19 protein-coding genes and 2 tRNA genes are annotated in these 21963 nt (G+C 63.3%); 13 read left to right on the top strand and 8 right to left on the bottom strand.

Going from position 1 to position 21963, the window contains the following annotated elements; translation table 11 throughout:
• The first annotated feature begins 150 nt into the window (after nucleotides 1-150).
• From KAZ48_00100 to KAZ48_00120, 5 genes are all read left to right on the top strand, one after another.
• Complete coding sequence (locus tag KAZ48_00100) at nucleotides 151-561, top strand: antibiotic biosynthesis monooxygenase (protein ID MBP7971171.1); 411 nt, start codon at nucleotides 151-153, stop codon at nucleotides 559-561.
• 92 nt (nucleotides 562-653) lie between these two features.
• Nucleotides 654-2033 carry a glycine--tRNA ligase gene (locus KAZ48_00105; GenBank protein ID MBP7971172.1) on the top strand — a complete coding sequence of 460 codons (1380 nt, stop codon included), beginning with the start codon at nucleotides 654-656 and terminating at the stop codon, nucleotides 2031-2033.
• A gap of 28 nt (nucleotides 2034-2061) precedes the next feature.
• Nucleotides 2062-3168, top strand: a complete 1107-nt coding sequence (gene dusB, locus KAZ48_00110) for a tRNA dihydrouridine synthase DusB (GenBank protein ID MBP7971173.1) — start codon at nucleotides 2062-2064, stop codon at nucleotides 3166-3168.
• Between the two features lie 110 nt (nucleotides 3169-3278).
• Nucleotides 3279-3977, top strand: coding sequence for a YdcF family protein (locus KAZ48_00115; GenBank protein ID MBP7971174.1), 699 nt, complete (start codon nucleotides 3279-3281; stop codon nucleotides 3975-3977).
• Nucleotides 3978-3984: 7 nt separating this feature from the next.
• Nucleotides 3985-5208: a deoxyguanosinetriphosphate triphosphohydrolase gene (locus KAZ48_00120; GenBank protein MBP7971175.1), complete on the top strand. Its 1224-nt coding sequence runs from the start codon at nucleotides 3985-3987 to the stop codon at nucleotides 5206-5208.
• A 9-nt stretch (nucleotides 5209-5217) separates the two neighbouring features.
• Here the strand turns inward: KAZ48_00120 and KAZ48_00125 are convergent, their stop codons facing one another.
• Nucleotides 5218-6444: an aminotransferase class V-fold PLP-dependent enzyme gene (locus KAZ48_00125; protein ID MBP7971176.1), complete on the bottom strand. Its 1227-nt coding sequence runs from the start codon at nucleotides 6442-6444 to the stop codon at nucleotides 5218-5220.
• A 48-nt stretch (nucleotides 6445-6492) separates the two neighbouring features.
• On the opposite strand from KAZ48_00125, the gene KAZ48_00130 reads away from it, so the two are divergent.
• From KAZ48_00130 to KAZ48_00155, 6 genes are all read left to right on the top strand, one after another.
• Nucleotides 6493-8475, top strand: a complete 1983-nt coding sequence (locus KAZ48_00130; GenBank protein MBP7971177.1) for a DNA primase — start codon at nucleotides 6493-6495, stop codon at nucleotides 8473-8475.
• Nucleotides 8476-8542: 67 nt separating this feature from the next.
• Entirely contained in the window at nucleotides 8543-9049 is a 507-nt protein-coding gene (locus KAZ48_00135) for a hypothetical protein (protein ID MBP7971178.1), read from the top strand.
• 108 nt (nucleotides 9050-9157) lie between these two features.
• Nucleotides 9158-9230 (top strand) — tRNA-Asn (locus KAZ48_00140).
• A gap of 111 nt (nucleotides 9231-9341) precedes the next feature.
• Nucleotides 9342-10202, top strand: a complete 861-nt coding sequence (locus tag KAZ48_00145; GenBank protein MBP7971179.1) for a MoxR family ATPase — start codon at nucleotides 9342-9344, stop codon at nucleotides 10200-10202.
• A gap of 9 nt (nucleotides 10203-10211) precedes the next feature.
• Nucleotides 10212-11405 (top strand): VWA domain-containing protein, encoded by a 1194-nt coding sequence (locus tag KAZ48_00150; protein MBP7971180.1) that lies wholly within the window; start codon nucleotides 10212-10214, stop codon nucleotides 11403-11405.
• Nucleotides 11406-11442: 37 nt separating this feature from the next.
• Nucleotides 11443-11516 (top strand) — tRNA-Ile (locus tag KAZ48_00155).
• Nucleotides 11517-11609: 93 nt separating this feature from the next.
• On the opposite strand, the gene KAZ48_00160 is transcribed toward KAZ48_00155, so the two are convergent.
• A complete protein-coding gene (locus tag KAZ48_00160) occupies nucleotides 11610-12122 on the bottom strand; it encodes a hypothetical protein (protein ID MBP7971181.1) in 513 nt (170 codons plus the stop codon).
• A 147-nt stretch (nucleotides 12123-12269) separates the two neighbouring features.
• Between KAZ48_00160 and KAZ48_00165 the strand changes: the two genes are divergently transcribed.
• Nucleotides 12270-13622, top strand: coding sequence for a hypothetical protein (locus KAZ48_00165; protein ID MBP7971182.1), 1353 nt, complete (start codon nucleotides 12270-12272; stop codon nucleotides 13620-13622).
• A 16-nt stretch (nucleotides 13623-13638) separates the two neighbouring features.
• Here the strand turns inward: KAZ48_00165 and KAZ48_00170 are convergent, their stop codons facing one another.
• From KAZ48_00170 to KAZ48_00180, 3 genes are all read right to left on the bottom strand, one after another.
• Nucleotides 13639-14910 (bottom strand): hypothetical protein, encoded by a 1272-nt coding sequence (locus tag KAZ48_00170; GenBank protein MBP7971183.1) that lies wholly within the window; start codon nucleotides 14908-14910, stop codon nucleotides 13639-13641.
• A gap of 142 nt (nucleotides 14911-15052) precedes the next feature.
• Entirely contained in the window at nucleotides 15053-15247 is a 195-nt protein-coding gene (locus tag KAZ48_00175) for a hypothetical protein (protein MBP7971184.1), read from the bottom strand.
• Between the two features lie 168 nt (nucleotides 15248-15415).
• A complete protein-coding gene (locus tag KAZ48_00180; GenBank protein MBP7971185.1) occupies nucleotides 15416-16786 on the bottom strand; it encodes a glycosyltransferase in 1371 nt (456 codons plus the stop codon).
• Between the two features lie 181 nt (nucleotides 16787-16967).
• Between KAZ48_00180 and KAZ48_00185 the strand changes: the two genes are divergently transcribed.
• On the top strand, nucleotides 16968-17555 hold the full coding sequence (locus tag KAZ48_00185; GenBank protein ID MBP7971186.1) for a GNAT family N-acetyltransferase: 588 nt from the start codon (nucleotides 16968-16970) through the stop codon (nucleotides 17553-17555).
• 22 nt (nucleotides 17556-17577) lie between these two features.
• On the opposite strand, the gene KAZ48_00190 is transcribed toward KAZ48_00185, so the two are convergent.
• Genes KAZ48_00190 through KAZ48_00200 form a run of 3 tightly spaced genes read right to left on the bottom strand, consistent with a single transcriptional unit; the run spans nucleotide 17578 to nucleotide 21960 of the window.
• Nucleotides 17578-20076, bottom strand: coding sequence for a hypothetical protein (locus tag KAZ48_00190; GenBank protein ID MBP7971187.1), 2499 nt, complete (start codon nucleotides 20074-20076; stop codon nucleotides 17578-17580).
• Nucleotides 20066-21049: a DUF1839 family protein gene (locus KAZ48_00195; protein ID MBP7971188.1), complete on the bottom strand. Its 984-nt coding sequence runs from the start codon at nucleotides 21047-21049 to the stop codon at nucleotides 20066-20068. Before KAZ48_00195 ends, KAZ48_00190 begins: the two co-directional genes overlap by 11 nt.
• Complete coding sequence (locus KAZ48_00200; GenBank protein ID MBP7971189.1) at nucleotides 21046-21960, bottom strand: amino acid--[acyl-carrier-protein] ligase; 915 nt, start codon at nucleotides 21958-21960, stop codon at nucleotides 21046-21048. The genes KAZ48_00195 and KAZ48_00200 overlap by 4 nt, the downstream gene beginning before the upstream one ends.
• Nucleotides 21961-21963: the final 3 nt, after the last annotated feature.

Here is a 21963-nt window from a genome sequence, read left to right on the forward strand (position 1 = left end):
AGTGGCCGCGATCCGCTGTTTTTCCGCGGCGAGGACGCGCGGCCGGGTCCAGTTGAAGTACGAGGCATACCCCCTATGGTCGCTCATGACGCCTCGGCGCGGAAGAGTAGGTCTGCGACCCGTTGTCGATTCGGTCTTTGGTGTCGACTGATGCGCGCCTGTTTCCACCCTCAGAAAGGGCTTTCCGACATGTTGGTGATGCTGCGTTTCGGGGTTGACCAGAACGAACTGGATGCGTTCCTGGTCCAACTGCGCGCGGCCCTCGTGGTGCTGGCCAACCGACCCGGATACATCGAAGGATCAATTGGGCGGGCAACGGATCAACCGGGTCTGGTCCTATTGGCGACCCGTTGGCAAGACGTCGGCTCCTACCGGCGCGCGCTGGGCAACTACGACGTGAAGGTTGAGGTTGTGCCGCTGTTGTCGCGGGCGATCAACGAAGCTTCGGCCTATGAAGTAGTCCACACGCGTGACGAACATGGCGTGCACGAGGCCCCTAGCTCGCTGGCGACGGACGCCGGTTCGGTGCGCTTGGGTGAAGCCGCCGGGCCCGGCAGTTAGGCTTGCCCCGCGCCGGACTCGCGCAGCACCTCGATTAAGCAGCCCCGCAAAGCAACAACATTGGTGAGCAATATCGCCTGGATGGAGAACCTGTGGCCGACCGCGTCGATTCCGTCGTCAACCTGTGTAAGCGGCGTGGCTTCGTCTTTCAGTCGTCAGAAATCTATGGGGGAACCCGGTCGGCCTGGGACTACGGCCCACTCGGTGTGGAACTCAAAGAGAACATCCGTCGGCAGTGGTGGCAGAACGTTGTGCGCGGCCGCGACGACGTGGTGGGGCTGGACTCTTCGGTGATCTTGGCCCCACAGGTGTGGGAAGCATCTGGTCACCTGGAGGCGTTCGTTGATCCACTGACCGAGTGCCTCAAGTGTCACCGCCGTTGGCGTGAGGACCAGTTGATCGAGGCCTACGAAGAGAAGCACGGCCACGCACCAGAGGACGGGCTCGGCTCGATCGTGTGCAGTAACTGCGGGACCCGCGGGCAATTCACCGAACCTCGGCCATTCAACGGTCTGCTGCGCACCAACATCGGCCCCGTCGCCGACGACGCTTCGGTCCACTACCTGCGGCCAGAGACCGCACAGGGCATCTTCGTCAACTTCGCTCAGGTGGTCGAATCCACCCGCAAGAAGCCACCGTTCGGTATTGCGCAAACCGGCAAAAGCTTCCGCAACGAGATCACCCCGGGCAACTTCATCTTCCGGACGCGCGAGTTCGAGCAGATGGAGATGGAGTTCTTTGTCGAGCCTGGCTCAGATGAGGACTGGCACGAGTACTGGCTCAAGGCGCGGTGGGACTGGTACGTCGACCTGGGGATGAACCCTGAGAACATGCGGTTCTTCGACCACCCGCAGGAGAAGCTGTCGCACTACTCCAAGCGCACGGTGGACATCGAGTACAAGTTTGAGTTCGCCGGTTCGACGTGGGCCGAACTGGAGGGGATTGCGAACAGGACGGACTTTGACCTCAAGACCCATTCGCAGCATTCGGGCAAGGACCTGACCTACTTCGACCAAGCGAACAACGCGCGCTATACGCCCTTCGTGATCGAGCCCGCGGCTGGCTTGACCCGGTGCGTGTTGGCGTTCTTGCTGGACGCCTACACCGAAGACGAGGCGCCCAACACCAAAGGTGGTGTTGACAAGCGGACCGTATTGCGATTCGACCCGCGGCTGGCACCTGTCAAGGCGGCGGTGTTGCCGCTGAGTCGCAACGCCGACCTGTCGCCCAAGGCGCGAGATTTGGCTGCGAGCCTGCGCAAGCGCTGGAACGTCGACTTCGATGATGCCCAGGCCATCGGACGCCGCTACCGACGCCAGGACGAGATCGGCACCCCGTACTGCATCACTGTCGACTTCGACACGTTGGAAGACGATGCTGTGACGATTCGCGAGCGTGACTCGATGGAGCAGCAACGCATCGGGATCGACGCGGTCGAGGGCTGGCTCAGTGAGCGCCTGCCGTATTGCTGACCCGCCACCCCGGGTGGTGCTGGCGCCGATGGCGGGGATCACCAATAGCGCCTTCCGCCGGTTATGCCGTGAGTCCGGCGCGGGCCTGTACGTCAGCGAGATGATCACCTCTCGCGCCCTGGTCGAAGACAACGAACGTACCCGTCAGATGGCCTCGTTCGATCCGGACGAATCGCCCCGCAGCATCCAGCTCTACGGTGTGGATCCGCACACCGTCGCTGCTGCCGTGCGCATCCTGGTCGCGCAGGATCGGGCCGACCACATTGACTTGAACATGGGATGCCCGGTCGCCAAGGTCACCCGCAAGGGTGGCGGTGCGGCACTTCCGTGGAAGCTGGACTTGTTCGGCGAGATCTTACGCGGCGCGGTCGGGGCCGCCCGGCAAGAGGCCGAACGTCGCGGTGTTGAGCCGCCGCCGGTCACGGTCAAGATGCGGATGGGAATTGATGAGGACCATCTGACCTACCTGGAGGCCGGTCGGATCGCGGCGGCTGCCGGCGTTGCGTGGGTCGCGCTGCACGCCCGTACAGCCGCGCAGCTGTACTCAGGTCAAGCCGATTGGTCGGCGATCAGTCGGTTGGTGGACGAACTTGCCCCAACCGGCGTTCCGGTACTGGGCAACGGCGACATCTGGACCGCTAACGACGCGCTGGCGATGGTGGCCCAGACCGGGTGTGCCGGTGTGGTGGTGGGCCGGGGATGCCTCGGTCGACCGTGGTTGTTCGGGCAACTCGCCGATGCATTCGCCGGCGGCCCAATTCGCCCCGACCCGCGCCTTGGGCAGGTGCTGACCATCATGCGCAGGCACGCGCAATTGTTGATTGATTTGTTTGGGGAGGACCGGGGTTGCCGGGACTTCCGCAAACATGTCAGTTGGTACCTCAAAGGCTTCGTCGTGGGTTCGGCCATCCGCTCGCAGATGGGTATGGTCACTGATCTCGCGGAACTCGATTCGTTGATCGCCCAGATCGACCCCGATCAAGACTTCAACGCCCACGTCGCGGAGCTCCCGCGTGGCCGCACCAGCGGCGCCCGCCGGGTCGCGTTGCCCGACGGCTGGCTCGATGACCGGCTTCTGCATGGGGCGCAGGCCCGCGAATTGCGCGAGGCGGAAGTATCGGTGTCAGGCGGCTAAGAGGGCTCTGCGAGTAACGTCCGTCACATATTTGGATCAGGAACCTGCAAATCCTGGAGATCACGCGCGTATGAGGTTTACGGCTTGCGCGTACCTGTAACAATAGGAATATGCCCAATCCGACCATGATGCGCTCTGACGCGCACGTTCGGATCGTGGAGCCTCCCCGACCACGTTCGCGCGCACCACATTCCGGCTGGCCGTCCGCCTTCGGCATGATGGTTTTTGCCGCGATCGTTTTTCCCATCATCGTGGTGCTGGGGTCGGCCTACTACGTATGGAGCACGGGAAAAGTCCACGACGCAACTCCCACAGACGCCATCGTCGTCCTCGGTGCTGCCCAATTCGACGGCACGCCCTCGCCAGTCCTTAAATCTCGCCTCGATCACTCGCTGGACCTCTACCGCAATGACGTTGCCTCGCAGGTGGTCACCGTTGGTGGCAAGCAATCTGGTGATCGCTTTACCGAGGCCGGCGCTGGACGCCAGTACTTGATCGAGCAGGGTGTGTCTCCCGACCGGGTCGTCGCTGTCAAAGCGGGCACCGACACCATTGAGAGCCTGTCCGACGTGGCCAAACTGGCCGAACAGCGCGGCTGGACGTCAATCACGATCGTTTCCGATCCGGCTCACATGGCCCGGAGCAAAGCGATCGCCAATCGACTCGGCTTCGATGCCCACACCAACCCGACAATGAGTGGTGACGGTAGTCAGGTAACCGATTCCTATCTCGCCCGCGAGACGATGGCCTACCTTGGGTTTGAGGTCATCCAGCAGTGGAAGATCGACCCGATCGTCGGTCAGAGCTAGACCCGTCGTGGCGCAGCACTACTCCGAACAGGACTTCGCGCGGTTCGTCGTTGAAGCGCCCAAACGACCCGCCAGGACAGCGTTTGAGCGCGATCGTGCCCGAGTTCTGCATTCCTCAGCACTCCGCCGGTTGGCCGCGAAGACCCAGGTCGTTGTCGCGGGGGTCGCGGACTTCCCCCGCACCAGGTTGACGCACACACTCGAGGTCGCGCAGATCTCACGGGAGATGGGGGCTGCGCTCGGGGCTGACCCCGACTTGACCGACCTCGCTGGCCTCGCCCACGACCTTGGGCACCCGCCATTCGGCCACAACGGCGAGGACGCGCTGAACGCCATGGCGCACGCGATCGGCGGCTTCGAGGGCAACGCCCAGAGCTTCCGAGTCCTGACCCGCTTGGAAGCGAAGGTTACTGATGCGGAGGATCATTCTGTTGGCCTGAACCTGACCCGTGCCTCGTTGGACAGTGTGCTCAAATACCCGTGGCCCCGTCGGGATGGCGAGGGGAAGTTCAACGTCTACGCCGAGGACATCGACCTCTTCGACTGGGTACGACTCAACGCGCCCGTCGACGCGAGGTGCTTTGAGGCGCAGGTGATGGATTGGTCAGATGACGTCGCGTATTCGGTCCACGACGTCGAGGACGGGGTTCACGCCGGACATATTCAATTGGCTTCCATGGAGTCGTCCGTTGAGCGGCAAGCGGTGTGCCTGCTCGCACACGAGTGGTACGCCCAGTGGACTGACGTCGAGGAGTTGTTGCTGGCCCTCGATCGGATTCTCGCGCTGCCCTTCTGGCCGTCGGGGTTCGATGGCTCACCATCGTCACAGGTTGCGCTGAAGTCGATGACCAGCGAGTTCATTGGTCGGTTTGTTCGCGCGGCAATGACCGCCACCCGGGCACGCTCCGGCGAGGAGCCCCTCCATCGATACGACGCTGACCTCGTGGTTCCGCACGAGCAGCGCTGCGAGGTCGCGGTGCTGAAGGCACTGGCGAACCTGTTCGTCTTCCAGCGTCGCGACGCCGACGCCATTTACCAGCAGCAGCGGGAAGTGATCAGCGATTTGGTTACCGCGCTCAATGACCGCGGGGGATCGGCACTTGACCCGATGTTCGCGCCGAGTTGGGCCGCCGCTGGATCGGATGATCAGCGGTTGCGCGTTGTGGTTGACCAGGTGGCGTGCCTGACCGACCGGTCGGTACTGGAGTGGCACCACCGATTCTGTGGCTAGGGCGGTTAATCACCCAGCGCCGCCGAGCCTGGTCAGCCCATCGACGAGGGCATCGAGGTCCTGTTCGACGTTGTAGATGTGAACCGATGCGCGCAGGACGACCTCTGACTCATACCCGGCGAACACGCCCGGGTTGGTTGCTGCTCGGACCGCAGTCACCGTCACTCGCATGTCTCGAAGACCGCGCACCAGGGGCGTGGAGTCCTTGCCGACGCACGCGAAAACGACGATGCCACTTTGCTGCGTACCGGCGTCGAGGACTCGGACTCCGTGGGTGGCTCGCAGCTTGGTGCGCAACTGCTGGGCTAGCCAGTTGACCCGGTAGCGGATCGGCTCAAGTCCGATGCTCAACGCGTAGTCAGCCGCTGCGCCCAAGCCCAACACATTCGCGTACGACGTCTCGAAGTACTGGTACCGCTTGGCATCGACGGCAAGTCGATAACCGAACTTGCCGTCCCACGTCGAGCCGTGCATGTCCGTCGGGCTCGGTTCCAGCGAGAAGAGCGCCCGATCGGACACCGCAAGGAAACCCGTTCCCCGGGGAGCGCGGAGGAATTTGCGGCCGGTCGTTGACAGGAAGTCGCACCCGATCTCGGCCATATTGATGGGCAGTTGACCGACAGATTGACAGGCATCAAGTAGGTACCAGGCATCGCTTCCCGACGAACGAAGCGCCGCTCCGAATCCGACCGCATCCACGAGCAGGCCGTTCTGGCTCGGTGCATGGGTGATGGCCAGTACTTTGACTCGACCATCGATCAGTGCGTGCAGCGAGGTCGGGTCGGCGGTGCCGTCGGGCCCGTCGGGCAAAAACTCAACGTCGACTCCCTTGCGTGTCATCGCCTGCAGCATGGGCAGCACGTTGCTGGCGTACTCAGAACGCGTCGTCAAGATTCGGTCACCGGGCTCCAGCGGGATCGAGCTCAGCGCCCGGTTCCAGCCGTCGGTGGCGCTGTTCTGCAACGCCACGTGCTCGGCGGTTGTGCCCACCAACGCCCCCGCGGAGGTCGCCGCTGCAGCGATCCGATCAGCTGCCAACTCCGCTGCCACATATCCACCGACCTCGGCTTCCAGGCGCAGATGCGCAATGACGGTGTCGAGAACTCCGGCGGTGGGTAGCGCGGACCCAGCGCTGTCGAGGAACGACTGGTCGACGCAGGTCGGGGTGTCCCGGCGAACCTGCTCGACGTTGATCCCACTGGGGTCGGCGCCGGGATTGGCGAGCTTTTCAACCATCTGGCCATCCTGACCCAGGATGTCGGAATCGCCGTTTAGGATCGGGGTGTGCCGCGCATCAAAGACTCCGACGTAGTGCTGGTGCGCGAGCGGGCCCGCATTGATGACGTGATTCGGGAAGTTGTCACGCTCAAGCCAGCTGGCGGAGGATCGCTGAAGGGTTTGTGCCCCTTCCACGACGAGCGCTCACCCTCATTCCATGTCACCCCCTCGAAGGGGTTCTGGCATTGCTTCGGCTGCCAGGAGGGCGGCGACGTCATTGACTTCGTTCGAAAGATCGACCATCTGAGCTTCGCTGAGTCGGTGGAAAAGCTGGCAGGCCGCAGCGGCACGACTCTGCATTACGAAGAGGGCGGCGCTGCGCCGGATCGCCAACGCGGGCAGCGCACGCGCCTGGTCGATGCGCATCGAGCCGCAGCCGAATTCTACGAGTCGTTCTTGACGACACCGGACGCACGTATTGGCCGTGACTTCCTTTCCGAGCGCGACTTCGATCGGGAGGCAGCGGCGCGCTTCGGGGTCGGGTTCGCTCCCAACGGGTGGAACGGTCTGACCGACCACTTGCGAGGCAAGGGCTTCACCGATCAGGAGTTGATCCTCGGTGGGCTGGCAGTCGCGGGCAAGCGGGGTGCCTACGACCGATTCCGCGGCCGGCTGGTGTGGCCGATCCGCGATCTGTCCGGGGATGTCGTCGGTTTCGGTGCGCGCCGGCTGCGCGAGGACGACGAGGGACCCAAGTACCTGAACACCCCTGAGACACCGCTTTACCGCAAATCCCAGGTTCTGTACGGCGTAGACCTCGCCCGGCGGGAGATCTCCAAACGCCAGCAGGCCGTCGTCGTCGAGGGATACACCGACGTGATGGCCGCGCACCTGTCCGGCGTCGAGACGGCGGTCGCCACCTGCGGAACCGCCTTCGGCATCGATCACATCAAGGTTCTGCGCAGGCTGTTGATGGATCAGGATGAGTACCGCGGCGAGGTGATCTTCACTTTCGACGGCGACGCTGCCGGTCGCAAAGCCGCTCTGCGCGCCTTCAACGAGGATCAGCGGTTCGTCGCGCAGACCTTCGTCGCGATCGAGCCAACCGGCATGGATCCGTGCGATTTGCGACTCAAAGAGGGCCCCGAGGCCGTTCGCGAGTTGATCGCGCGCCGAGTTCCGATGTTTGAATTCGCGATCAAGGCGACATTGGCCGACTACGACCTTGAGACGGCGGAGGGGCGGGTAGCGGCGCTGCGAGCCGTCGCCCCAGTGCTCGGTGGCATACGCGACCAAGCCCTGCGGCCTGAGTACGCGCGCACAGTGGCTGGCTGGCTGGGGATGGAGAACGCCACGGTCAGCGATGCTGTTCGACGCGCCTTGACTAAGAACCACGCCAGCACCTCGACCAGTCGCGGCCCGGGGGACTCCGCGGGCACGCGTGGCCGCCGTGGCAGCGCTTGGTCCGGCACTGCTCCAGGGGCTGGCCCGGCGGGCGCTGGCGCGGGCGCGGATGTGGTCGATGTTCGCTCCGACTCGTCGGCCCTGCCAGCTCCGAATCCCCGGGGCACGGCATCGACGGTCGAACGCGAGGCACTCAAGTGCGGGTTGCAGATTCCCCAGCACTGCGCCGCCTGGTACTCCGCGGTTGAGTCGCCAGCTTTCACCGAGCCGGTGTATGCGGCCGTGCACGTCGCAATCACCGCAGCAGGAGCGCCCGGTTCGGTTGCCGACGGCCACCAGTGGGTCGAGGCAGTGCTCGCACAATGTCAAGACGACGCGTTGCGCGCGTATGTTCGCGAGCTCACGGTCGATCCCATGCACACCAATGTCGAAGATGACGAGAATGCTCGCGTCTACGCCGCCGCGGTCATCGCGCGGCTGCTGGAGATGGATGCAACACGACGTACCGTCGAGATCAAGGGCCGGTTGCAACGGACCAATCCCACCGAGGATTCCGCGACTTACGACAAGCTGTTCGCCGATCTACTCGCGCTCGAGCGGTATCGCCGTGACCTGCGCGAGCGCGCACTCGGTGAGGTCCAGTAGTGGCGGCACAATCTGACGGTTACCTACTCGTGGTCGTCATCGGGCGCCGGTTGCCGGGTGGCTGGTGATGGGGATCTTCTCCCGCGACAAGGCAACGTCGGAGGTCAAGGCGCTTGTCCCGAGTGGCGAGCGACTCCTCGGCTGGGCGACGGGTCCTGCGCGTCTGGACGGCCAACCAACAATCGTCGTGGTGACCGACGCCTCGCTCATCGCGCCGGGCTACCTCGCATCAGTGCCGTGGCAAGTCGTCCTAAGAGCTGCGTGGGACGAGCCGATCCTGGAGGTCGTCACGCTGCCGGGATCGGGAGGTACCGCGGTCACGCGAATCACCCTCGACCAACCCGGATCTGTTCCGCAGTTGGTGTGGGAACGGGTCAACTCGACGATCATCATGCAGCGGCACGTGGACCTGGTAGGCAGTTCCGGGGTCACGCTTGTCGCGCGACGAGAAGCCGATTCCGACGACGTCAACTGGCAGTTCGTTTTCGACGCCGGACTGGACCCCGCTGACGAGCAGTTACGCGAGCGCGCCGCAGAGGAACTTGCCATCATCCGAGACTCAGCTGGGATCTAGCCGGGCCGTTGTTGGGTTCCGGTCACACGGTGGTCGTGTGGGACCGGTTTCAAACCCGGCTGGTAGTCTCGCCCGCGGCGATGTCCTCGTGACGGATGCCAGCGTTATTCCCTCGTAGCTCAATTGGCAGAGCATCCGACTGTTAATCGGACGGTTACTGGTTCGAGTCCAGTCGAGGGAGCCCCCCAGCCACCTCCCTGCCGAAGTTACCCGGTGGTATGGCTGTTTCCCGGCAGGTTTTGCAGCCATACCACTGGGTAACTTTCGCAAGGGGCTGCCATACGATCGCGGCATGAGCACCGATGCGCGGCAGGCGGATTTGCAGGACTTCAGCGGCACAACCTCGTACCTCACCAATCCAGCGCTCGAGGCCGCTGTTCGATGTGCGTTGGTGTTGGAGAAGCCACTGCTGGTCCGAGGGGAGCCTGGCACGGGCAAGACGCTCCTCGCCGAGGCAGTCGCCGAAGCTGAGGGCCTGGAGCTCATCAGCTGGAACGTCAAGAGCACGACCCGTGCTCAGGATGGCCTGTACCACTACGACACGGTGCAACGCCTCTACGACAGCCGCTTCGGTGACCACGACGTCCGAGACATCCGCGAGTACATCCATATGGGCGCGGTCGGTCGGGCGTTTCAGTCCGACAAACGCGTGGTGCTACTGATTGACGAGATCGACAAGGCCGATATCGAGTTCCCCAACGATTTGCTGCACGAGCTTGACCGGATGCGCTTCACGGTGATGGAGACCGGCGACGAGATCGTCGCCAAGCAACGCCCCATCGTCATCATCACCAGCAATGCGGAGAAGGAACTGCCAGATGCGTTCCTGCGGCGGTGTGTCTTCCACTTCATCGACTTCCCAGATCGCGAACTGATGGCACGAATCGTGGAAGTTCACCAGCCGGGGCTCAACCAGCAACTGCTCGATCAAGCGCTCGACGCCTTCTACTCAATCCGCGACCTTGATCGCCTGCGTAAGCGGCCGAGCACCAGCGAATTGGTCGACTGGATCGCCGTGTTGCTCAGTCGTGGCCAGGACTCGGTGTCGCTGTCGCCGGACACCCCCTACCTCGGGACGTTGCTCAAGAAGGAGCAGGACCTGGAGGTCTTCAACGATCACGTCTCCGGTCGCATCCGTCCACGCTTCCGCTGACTGCGCCCGATGTTTATCGATTTTGTCTATCGGCTGCGGGGCCTCGGCGTGCCCGTGGGCGCCGGCGATGCACTGACTTTGGCCCAAGCCATGTCGGCCGGGCTGCACGACGATTCGCTCAACGGCTTCTACTACACAGCGCGTTCGGTGCTCGTTCATCACGAAGGTCACCTCGACGCCTTCGATCAGGCATTCATCGCGGAGTTCGGCGATGCCGATGGCGCGTTGCCACAATTGTCCGAGGAGCTGCGCAGTTGGTTGGACGAGGCCGCGCAGGCCGCCGCCGAGCGTGATTCCCAAGACGCACCGACCGAACTGCCTGACACCGCTGTGATCGACGAGCTGCTCCGCGAGTTTGCCGAGCGGATGAAGGAACAGACCGAACGCCACGATGGCGGCAACTACTGGATCGGCACCGGTGGAACGTCCAAGTTCGGCCAGGCGGGCAAGTCCCAGCAGGGCCTGAGCACGGGCAGCTCCGGAGGCGGGCGGTCGGCGCTGCATGTTGCCGATGCGCGCAACTACCGCCCGTACCGCTCCGATGTGACGCTGGACATTCGTCAGTTCGAGGTGGCGCTGAAGAGACTGCGCTCATTCGTCCGCGAGGGTGCCGAGTCCGAACTCGACATCGAACGAACAATCGACGCGACGGCGGAGAACGCCGGCGACATCGAGATCGTGGTGCGGCCGCCGCGCAAACCCGACACCCACCTGATCCTGATGATCGACGTTGGTGGCTCGATGTACCCGTACTCCGAGCTCATGTCGACGCTGTTCAGCGCGACCAAGAAGGCCACGCACTTCAAGGACCTGCGCACGTTCTACTTCCACAACCTGATCTACGGCAAGGTGTACGAGAGCGACCGGTTCACCGAACCAGTGTGGGTTCACGATCTGATGCGCCAATGCGGCTCGCACTACAAGTTGGTCGTGGTTGGCGACGCCTACATGGCGCCGTACGAGTTGTTCCACAGTTCGCAACTCAGCGAGCGCAACCAGTCCGCTGTGACCGGCCTGGAGTGGCTGGACATCCTGACCCGTCACTATCGCCAAAGCGTGTGGCTCAACCCAGAGCCGGAATCGCGCTGGAAGGGCAACACGATCGCCGACGTTGCCCGGATCTTTGACATGTACCCGATGACGGTCGAGGGCCTGACCGATGCGATGGCCCGGCTCAACCGCGGCACCACGTCGGTTCGTTAGGACGCCGAGCGCCAGCAGGTAGGGTGCGGGAGCGCAAGGGGCGGTAGCTCAGTTGGTAGAGCAGCGGACTCATAATCCGTCAGGTCCTCGGTTCAAGTCCGAGTCGCCCCACTCGCGTTGTAAAGGTTCGATTGATGCTCGACACTCTCGATCCATGCTTGTGGAGCTGTCCCATTTGGCGGCAGGGGGAGCGTGCTGCCGGAATCAGGAGTCGACCGTGAAGAAGATTTCCTTTGAACTGTCGGTGTCACCGGAGCGGTACACGCTGAACGTGTGACCTTCCCATTTGAAGGTTCGGGTTTGGTGGACGTCAAAGGTGTAGCCCGAAGCACCTGTTTCGGGGAAGACATGGATTGCTGCCATGACTGGACCGATTGCGGGGTTCGTCGCGAACGTCGTGACCTTGGAACCGCCGGGGTAGGTGACCCATCCGCTGACCGTGTTGTGACCGCCGTTGAACGTGGTCTGTTCGCCATTCGGGAGCTGCGTTTCCTGACGTCCGTAGATCGTCTCCTGAAGCGTGTCGATGGAGTGGCCCGTGTGGTTGATCACCGTCGTTGTCATACCGTGCCAGCCTGTTGCGCTGTCCGCACTAGAACTCCGGACTACCGAATCACTCGTGCTAACGGTGGCCGCGCAGCCGGTCGCACCAAGGCCAACAGCCAACGCGATCGCCGCGACGGCAGTGCTGGCCGTCTTGGTTCGGTTTCGATTCATGATGGCTCCGCTTCAGCTGACTTGCTCCCAGCCTTCCCTCAACCTGTGATTCCAAACGGATCGCCCCCGTCGTACCGGCGACACCAACATCGAACACGCCCGGCGAGGTCGTCGCTATCGGCCAAACACGCGGCTAGCGTCGTGCCCGTGGCTCGACCTTCGGCCAACTGCCGACCGTTGCTCGACGTGCGCAGCTATGCCCGCCCACTAGTTGGCGGAATTGTTGTGACATGCACCTTCGCGTTGGCCGCACCGTTGGCGTTGGCTGCCACACCGTCGGCAATTCCCGCAGGACTTCGAGCAGCACAATCCTTTGCCGCTCCGGGCTCGCTGCAGGACGACGTCGCTGCGGCCAAGCGGCAACTGTCTGCGGCGTCGGATCAAGTGCAGGCCGCAGACGACGCCCTCGACGCGGCGAGCGCCAAGCTGCCGGCCGCTAACCGCGCGATCCAGCGAGCGCAGGAAGCGCTGGCTGCCGCCAACCAAGCCGTCGAGGTCGCCAAACAAGCCGTTGCGCTCGCTCAGAAGGCCCAGCAGGCCGCCGCCGCAGAAGCCGCTGCCGCCGCAGCCAAAGTGAAGGCGCAACAGGAGCAGGTGCGGATCGCACAGGAGCAGGTCGACGCGATCAAACGCCAGATCGCGATGGTGGCACGGCAGGCTTACGTCTCCGGCAATGAGTCTTCCCAGTTGGCCATTGTGCTGAACACAAGCAGCCCAGATGACTTCGTCAATCGACTCGAATCGCTGAATCGCATCTCGCGAGGGAATGCGTCGCTGTTCGATTCGCTGAACCGGAAGAAGGCTGCGCTCGCGGCGACGCTTGAGACTCTGCAGAATCTCGAAGACGCGGCCGCTGCCAAGGAACAGGAAGCGCAAGACCGCGCCAATCAGCAGCAGGCCAAGGCGCAGATTGTTGTCGAGCGCGCGCAAGCGGTGGAGCAAGCCCGTACGGCAGCGCAGGCACGCAAGCAGGATGTCGTTCGGCTTATTGCGGCACAGGAGAGCAAACGAGTAGCAGCGTTAGGCCAACGTCGCAAGCTGCAGCGCACATACGAGTCGCTGCAAGACAAGCTGCTGAATCGATCCGGCGCTGTCCGAACGACTGGCACCCTCCGCACACCGCGCCAAGCCATCTCGTGGGGAATGAAGTGGCTCGGATCCGGCGCGAGTTATGACGGTTTGTGCCTGGGATTCGCCGATGACATGTATGGCGTACTGCCGGGACATCAACGCCAGGGGTCGGCGATCGAACAGTGGTACGCCGCCAAGCGGGCGGGTAAGGCCCATCCCGGCGACGGCACTCCACCAATCGGCGGCCAAGTCTACTGGGACATTCCCGGCTACCCGTACGGGCACGTCGCGACCTATGCCGGCGGTGGGATGTTCCTGACCACCAGCGCATTCAGCGGCAGCCGCGTTGGTCTGCGGACCTTGGAGTACATCAACAGTTGGCTCGGGGTGCGCGAACTCGGCTGGGCCGAGCCTTACTACCCCCGGTAGCGACCAGTCCAGACCGTCATCCGTCAGCGGATGTGGAAGGGTCTACGGTTCCTGGTGTAGGCAGCGAATCCACCGCCAGCGCCGGCCACACAGTCGGTGTCTCGGGTAGTCGAGTTCCTGACCAAGGCGCACGCACGGCATAGATCGACTGAGCCAATGAGATAGCCGATCCGGCGTAGACGCGGCGCATCTCGCTGAACTGTTGCCATGCGACGTCCAAGTCGTCAACCAGTTCGATTCCGGCGCGGCGCATGATGTCGCAGCCGTGGTCCCATTCGGACCGGGTGAGTCCGACGCCGATGGCGGCCTCATCTTTCGCTGAGCGCCAGCCCGATCGCTGGCTGTCGCGCGTTATCGCGTCAACGACGGCCCTCTCCTTGGCAGTCGCGTTGGGCCAGACATCCTGGGTCGGCCGAACATCGCGAGCAATGGTTTCTGTGCGCCGGAGGACGCCGGTCTGCAACTCGTGATGGCGAAGCACCGCGAGGGTCTGCGACCCCTCGGCGAGCCATCGAATAGCCCCTGACGTGACCGAAACGCCACGGACCGTCGAGATTCCGAGCGCTGCCGCGTCCAGAATGGCCAGGCAGGAAATCACCCAGTTCCGGCGACTGCTGCCGGATCGATATTGGTTCAGGATTGGGTTGGCTGACTGAGTCATCCGAACGTCGCTAGCCCAATCGATCCAATCGTCAAACCGGAACTCCTGTGGTTCGCCATCGGACAGCAGCGCCCAGCGACACATGATCTCCGGTCCCCAAGCAGGCTCGCCGGCGATAAGTGACAGCTTGTTGATGGCGCTCTCGCGCTGGGTATAGGCGTTCCCCAAGGTCAGCAGGTAACCGACCAGGATGGCAATGACGACCAAACCTGTGAATGCGGCGATGATCGTCAACACGACCTGCGCGAAGTTGACCGGCTCGACGATGCCGAGGGTCAACAGGGTGGCGCCAGCTTGGTAGAGCGAATCGTCGGTGCCGAGGCCGCTGACCGCAAAGAGCATCATGGCGAGCGCAAGAAGCAAAGCGATGATGAAGACCAGCAACTGAATGAGGATGGACGCGGGCCCGCTGGCAGCCAACACCACGTCGCGACGCCGGAAGCTGGTCCGACGAATCGCAATGGCTCGAAAGAGACGGCTGCTGAGCTCGTACGAGATTGACAGCACCCGGGCGTGGGTTGGCCGTGGCACCAACATGCTCGCGATGACGGCCCAGATCGTGGAACTGAACAGGGCCAACCCGACGAGGAACAACAGGATGTGGAGGATCAGCTCGTACACGGGCATACGGCCTGGACCTCCGATTCACCCCGACAGGGACAACGCCGGGAGCCTAGCGATTTCGCTGCCGGATCGCCTGCGGGGTGGGCGGATGGCAAAGGCCCCGTGACCGTCTAGCGGTCCGGGGCCTGAGCGGGTTCCTCAGTCGTCAGAGTTTGACGGCCTTGCGAACGGAACTGACAGCGTTCTTCGCCTGATCGCGCGCCTTGTGCAGGTTCGCGGTTATCTCGTCATTCTGGCCGCGGAACTCAAGGTCGCGGTTGCCGAAAGCAACTCCGACGACCTGCTTCGCCCGGCCGGTGATTCCTAGTGCGGTGTTCTTGGTCGCATCGACGATGCCCATGATGGTGCCCTTCTCTCGCGGTTGAGGGCCCTCGTGAGCGCCTCACTGACTGCCTACTCCTAGTGTGCTCGTCCCACTAACTTACTAAACCGTAGGTTTGTCGAAATCGCAGTGGCCTTGGTCACGAATCAGGTGGAAAATCTTGCATGGAACGGCCGCCGGTCACCGTCAGTCGGTGATGCCGAGGAGCACCGGGACGTCGTCGCTGCCGGTATCGCGGGCGTGCCTTAGTGAGGTTTTCAAGTCATGGCGCGCCCGCAAGTAGAACCATGGACCGCGGGCGAATCCCAGAAACTCCGTGCGGGACAGTTCTTTGGGGTAGTCGTCGGGCACGTGCGTATCGGCTTTGGCCGTGTGTTCCTGGCCGGCGGATCGACGGGCCTTGAAGTACAGGCGGGCACCGTCGGGAGCAACCTTGAGGATGCGCATCGCTGCTCCCTTGGTGTGGATAACCTGCTTGACCAAGAAGGCCGACAACCCGACGCCATATCCACGCATCTGTCTTACGAGTGCGTCGTAGGTCTCCCGGTGGAAGTGCCGGACGATCACCCGCGGTTCGTAGACCAGCACTCCGCCGGCGAGGATGGTCCGGCAGAAGACATCCAAGTCCTCCCCGGTGGTCAGTGCGGGGTCGAATCCGCCAATGTCCAATAGGCACTGGCGTCTGATCGCCATACAGTTTCCCGAGCCGAAGTGCCCTGCGGAGAAGGGGAAGAGTGGGCCTGCCTCGCCTTTGGGGCCAAGCGCGTAGATCGGGTCGCCAGTGGGTGCCAGCGACCAGACAAATCGTTGGTATCCCTTGTTGAACCCGCACGCCTGCTCGAACCATTGTTCGGCGCGAGTGGCCAGCGAACCGGCCATGACCAGGCCGTTGACTGCCGCGACTCCCGGCGACTCGGTGAAGACCGCGATGATGCTGCGAACCCAGGTCCGATCGACCAAGGCGTCGTCGTCGGTGAACAACAGGAGGTCGGTGGCGGCTGCCAGAGCCGCGGCGTTGCGGGCGTTTGAGACACCCTTGATGGGTTGGGCCAGGTAGCGAACACGTGGGTCGCCGATCGCCTCCACGACAGCCTTGGCGGCGCCGCTGGTTGGGTCGTTATCGACGACCAGCACGCTGTAGGCACCCTCGTAATCCTGATCGAGCAGTGCTCGGATGCAAGCTGGCAGCAGCGGGTGGGTGCCAAGGGTCGCGACTGCTGCGGTCGCGGTTGGCAACGGTGGTACGGGCCTCAGCGACCTCGCACACTGCACCTCCGTTGCAAGCGCTTGGGCAAGGGGAAGGGCCGCAAGACCATCGAGAGTCAGATGGCTGGTAAGAGCATCGGCGAAGGTCGCCGCAGCGATCGAGGTAACCGCGTGAGTGCCCCGGGCGGCGGTGTCCGCATCGATGACGAGGTCTCCGAGTGGATCACCGTGGATCCGGACAAGCAGTGACAGTGCACTGCCGTCGGCATCGGGCAGATCCGGCGCGCTGAGTTCGTAATCGGCGCAGAACAGGGGCTCACCGTCAGCCACCCCTGTTGTTGCGCCGTCCATGCGCTCCTCCGACTCCCGTGTTGAGTGGTTGGGTTAGATTGGTCAGCCACCATGATCGACTGGCCTGCTGGAATCCTTCCACGTCGATGGACACGAGGCGCGGTCGTGGCCGACCGACCGGGGGAGTTGCCCTCGTTGCGACGTCGACGCCTGGGATCAGCGAGCGTGTCATCATCGTCTGATGACGTCGACGCCGTTTGATCGTGACGCGCTGGGAACAGGCCGCACCCGCCTCGTCGCGCTCGAGGTTTCGCTGGCTGACGCTCTGCTCAAGACGTTCGCCGATGAACGGGTGTGGCGATGGATGCCCGCAGCCAAGCCGGCAGGTTCCGCCGAGATGTTGGAGTGGATTGCGGTGTGGCAGGACCGGCGTGCATCCGGTTGGGGTATCGCCTTCGCCATTGAATGTGATGGCGCGATAGTCGGCAGCACATCGTTGTACGACTACCAGCCAGCCAACGCGTCCGCGGAGGCGGGCTGGACGTGGCTGCAACCGAGCGTCTGGGGCACTGGGGTCAATCGAGATGCCAAGGTGGTGCTCTACGACTACGCGTTCAATGACCTCGGTTTAGGCCGCCTCGGCGTTCGCACCGACAACCTGAACACCGCTGCCCAGCGCTCGTTGGACTCGTTGGGTCTGCACCGTGAGGGTGTTCTTCGACGCCACATTCGGAGACCAGACGGAACGATGCGCGACTCCGTCTACTACTCCGTGTTGGCCGACGAATGGCCCAGGCTCCGAGCCAGCTGGCTATCGCGGGCCGGTTGACGCGTTGGCCACCGGGTCGCGCCTAGGCCTGTTCAACAACGATGGGGGTGTCGCCGAAGGCGTTGAGTGCCCGTACCGTCCCGGCAAATCGCCCATTGGCGACCTGCGAGGAAACCGCGATGGTGCGTGTCTGGCCCGGGAGCAGGTGGAACCACGAGTCACTAGCCGTCAAACCGGGAACATCGATCGCGACCCATTCGGCCAGCAGGTCAGCGGAGACCTGCACCAACCATTGACCCGCTGATACTTGTCGGGCTGTCGCCGACAGCGTCATCTCCCGCTGCTGACCACGCCATGGTGCGGCCAGCAGGTGAGTGCATGAGAACTCAGCAATCTCGGTGGTCAATGTCACCAAGACCGCGTCATACACCTGGGCGCCAAAGCGGTAGGCGTGGTTGATGTCACGGAAGCTGCCAATCAGGGAATCAAGGTCGAGTGTTAGCGACCCGTGCCCAGCGACTTCCACCTGTGTCGCCGCCTCGATAAGAACCCGGCCGCGGCGATCGACCACTGTTGCGGTCAACTCGCCAGCCAGGGTGTCCGGCGGATCGTTGAACACATGGATGGCCAGCCCTTCGAGGCCCTCGTCAGTGACGCTCACGCACACCGGGGCGAGCACTCGGGACAGGGCGTACATGGCGGACTTCGGTCGTCCCAATGAGTCCACCACACCCCAACCAGCACCTGGAATGAGGTCCCGCAGTGACAACACCAGGGCGCCGGCACAGGGTGATTCATAACGGCGCCACTCGGTGAAGGTCGTAGCCATCACGTGCGCGACAGCGGCTCGGCCGAGGTCCAGTGCTCGGGTCGGATCGCTGTAGCGAACAAGCATTGGATCGGTGTCGAAGAGTAGACGGGTGTAGAAGTCGCGAACGTCCTCGAAATCCCAGGAAGCGCCAGCGTCGCGTGGTACGGCTGCCTTCCAGTCGGGGCGCTGTCCAGCGGCCAGCGAACCACCGAAGTACTCATCGACGGTCTCGTTCTCAGGTGGATTCGAGAAGGCCAGACACTCGGTGGCAAACCGGACGTTCGCCAAGCGGGCGTCGCGCAGTGGCCGCAGGTACGCACCCACCCCGAAGTAGTGGGCGACCCCGGTGCTGCTGTGGGTAGGTAGTCCAGGTCCCGACGGACTCGATGTCACATAGGGAACGCCGGGCAGAGTCCGCGACACGACCGCTGGGATGATCTGGTGGATCGACGGCATGTCGTAGTCGGCGCGTTCCAGACCGAGCATCGCCGGTTGCTGTTCGGTCTCGCTACCGCCGCTGACGACCGCGATCGAGGGTCGGCCACTCAGTGGCGAGAGCACGCCAGTCACCTCCCGCCGCAGCGAGGCGAGCCAGTCGTCGTCACTTGGGGGGTCATAGGTAGTGATCATGGCGTCCTGCCAGACGAGGATTCCAAGCTCGTCGCAGCAGTCCCAGAAGTCCGGCGATTCGTACACCATCGTTCCCGGTACCCGAATCATGTTCATGCCGGCGGCTTTGACCTGCTGCAACGCGGACCGGTTCGCCTCAGGTCCGGCATTGAGTGAGACGACATCCGGCGGCACCCAACAGGCGCCACGGGTAAAAAGCGATACATCGTTGACGACCAACGTGAACCCGTCGTCGGTGGTGTCGGCTGCGATGGTCCGAAAGCCCACCCGGCCCAACATGAATGTGTCACCGCCAACATCCAACCGGGCGTCATAAAGCGGTTGGGAACCGTGGGTGTGTGGCCACCACAGGTTGACCGAGTCGAGCGTGACAGTGCCGCCGGTTTGAGCAGCCGTTTGCGTCTTGTTGACTGGCAGTTCCCACCTTGACTCACCGACATGCAGGGTCGCCGTGGCCGCTGCAACGGATCCGGTGAACGTTGCGTCGAGATGGACCTCGCCGCGTCCCGCGACCACCGCCGTCCGCAGCGTGTGGTGTTCGAGGGTGGGGGTGGTGATTTCACTAATCGTGATGGGCCGCCAGGGGCCGACTGGCGCAACGAATCCTGCCCACCCCGGCATGCGCCCTAGCGCCGTTGTGCGCCACCACCTCAAACCTCGAGCTGGTACGAGAGAACTGCGCCAACGCGGCCGCGGCCGTTTCTGTTTCAGCAGCGGGCCAAGGGCGTGGAAGTGGATCGCCAGGCGGTGGCTGCCCGGTGACATAGCTGCCGTGGCGTCGGCTTCCTCGAACATGGAGTCGCTATGCAGTAGCAATTGGTCGTCGAGCCAGACATCGGCGACCGTTGCCAGACCACCGAATTCGAATCGATATCGGCCACTGCTGCTCACCTCGATATCGGTGAGGAACCACCAGTCGAATGCGTCGTAGTCCAACTGCATCGCGGCCGCGATACTGTCCGCGCCCCGTACCGCAGCGGCGGCCGTTCCGGGAACCGCGGCAGGTCGTGCGGTGCTGTCCGCAAGGTTCAGCCCGGCGGGCTCGGTGACCTGGTTCGGCATCGTCTGAACGCACCGCCAACTGAGCTGGTCGCTTGTCAGGGTCAGGGGATTGGTCGCGGCAGCGCGGTCATTCGGCATGCCACTGCCTCATCAGGTTCATTGCCCGCGTCCAGGACTCGGCGATCGCGTCGGTCGATGCTGCCACGTCGACGACCCGACCGCGTGCGGCCCGAGCGAGGCGCAACTGCAACGCTTTCATCCCTTGCGACACCTCGCGGAAGTGTGCCGCGGCTTCGGCCAGCGCGGTTGCGCCCGCGACCTCACGGTCGACCAGCCAGGTGCAGAAATCCGCGGCCATCTCCGCGGAGACTCCGCATTGGCGCAACATGCCGAACGCGTACAGGTGAAACGACTCCAACCCCTCTGCACCGATGGTCGGCAGGTCGTCGGTGATCCTTGCGGCGAGCGCGAGAATGGGATTGTCGGTTGGGGCGAGACCGATGTGGTGTTTACCCAGCTTTACTGCAATGTCGACAAGATCGGTCTTGACTTCCATCCGAGACAGGTCGACCACTTCGACGTAGGGAACCAGGACGCGTGGGTCTGGATCGACCAAGTTGAAGATGCCGTCGAAGTCGTCGCCGGACAACGCGTAGTAGTCGGCGTTGTGGAAGTACTGCATGCGCCGCTCGGCGACGTCCACGAGATTGGGAACGATCGTTGTCTTGGCGTGGGCAAGCTGGTAGGACACTCCGCTCGTGTCCGGCAGGTAGAACGAGTCGACCTCAACGGTGAGCAATCGACCGAACTCGAGCTGGTCGAGCACATGGGTGAGAACGGGCTTCCAGAGGTTCAGCTCAGCGACGTCCACTCCGTAGAGATCGCGTAGATCCTCGGGCAGGTACTTCACGAAAGTCCATTGATCGCCGATGAACCCAGTGCTCAGTGCACAAGCACCAGCCGGATGCGGATCCAGTCCCAACGCGGACAGCACTTCGATCCACAGATCGATGTAGCAGTTGGTCTCGGTCCAATCCCGATCCTGGTTATGCAGGCGGTGGCGTCGGTAGGTGTCGACATCAATTGGCAACAGCGACACGGCCTGGGTCATGGCGAGATCAGTTCCCGGACTCGCTGTGGCCAGGTGGCGGTGTCCACGCCGTGCGTTGTGAGTAGTGCCAAGGCGATCCGCTCCATTCCAAATCCCACGCAGGAGGAATGCGCGATTGCTCCGTCGGCGCTGAAGATCCCGAATGGTTTCCCGAAGTGGTCCTCGTGGTAGTTGCACGACACCACCGCGGTCTGCTGACCGGGGAAAGTCTGGACCGTCAATTCGTACTTGAGTTCGCCGTCACGTTGGTTGACAGCCAGCATGCGCCCTGCCCGGCCAAAGAATGGGTCGTTGGCGACCTCTTTTGCTGGCTCGAGGTCCAAATCGGACAGCAACTGCAACCCTCGCGGGACCCACTCCTGCCGATGGGCCAACGCACCTTCCGGCGTGCCGATGTAGACGTATTCATGCATCCGGAACGCCTGCATCCGGGTCGGGTCCAACGATGGCTCGTGGCGGAAGCAGTAGCCGTAGACGTCGAGCTTACGACCCCCTTCTGGCAGCGTCCCGGCCATCAGCGGATAGGAGGGATGGCAGGCCGCCGGGATGAGCATCACTTCCGACGGCTCGAGCAAGTCCGTCCAGTCTCCGCCCTCGGCGTAGATCCGCAGCATCTCCTTGTGCGCGAGGTCGTCGCCGGTGAAGGAGTGCACCGAACCGGTGAGATCGGGGAATGACGCGAGGTAGTCGGTCTTCTGGAACACCACCTCGGGCATCACGGGCGGGAACCGCAAGACGGTCGCATTCTGATCCTGCCCCAAGTCGACGACGAGCCGGTCGATGCCCTCGATAATGCGCTCGAACGCTGCGGTTCGCGCGTAGAGGCCATCCACGGACGCAGGGATGAGGAGGTCCGCATCGACCAGTTCGGCACGGAAGGCCTGGTACTGCGGGGTCAAGTCCTCAGCCATTAA

It is taken from the genome of Candidatus Nanopelagicales bacterium, assembly GCA_018003655.1.
Taxonomy (GTDB): Bacteria; Actinomycetota; Actinomycetes; order S36-B12; family UBA10799; genus JAGNDY01.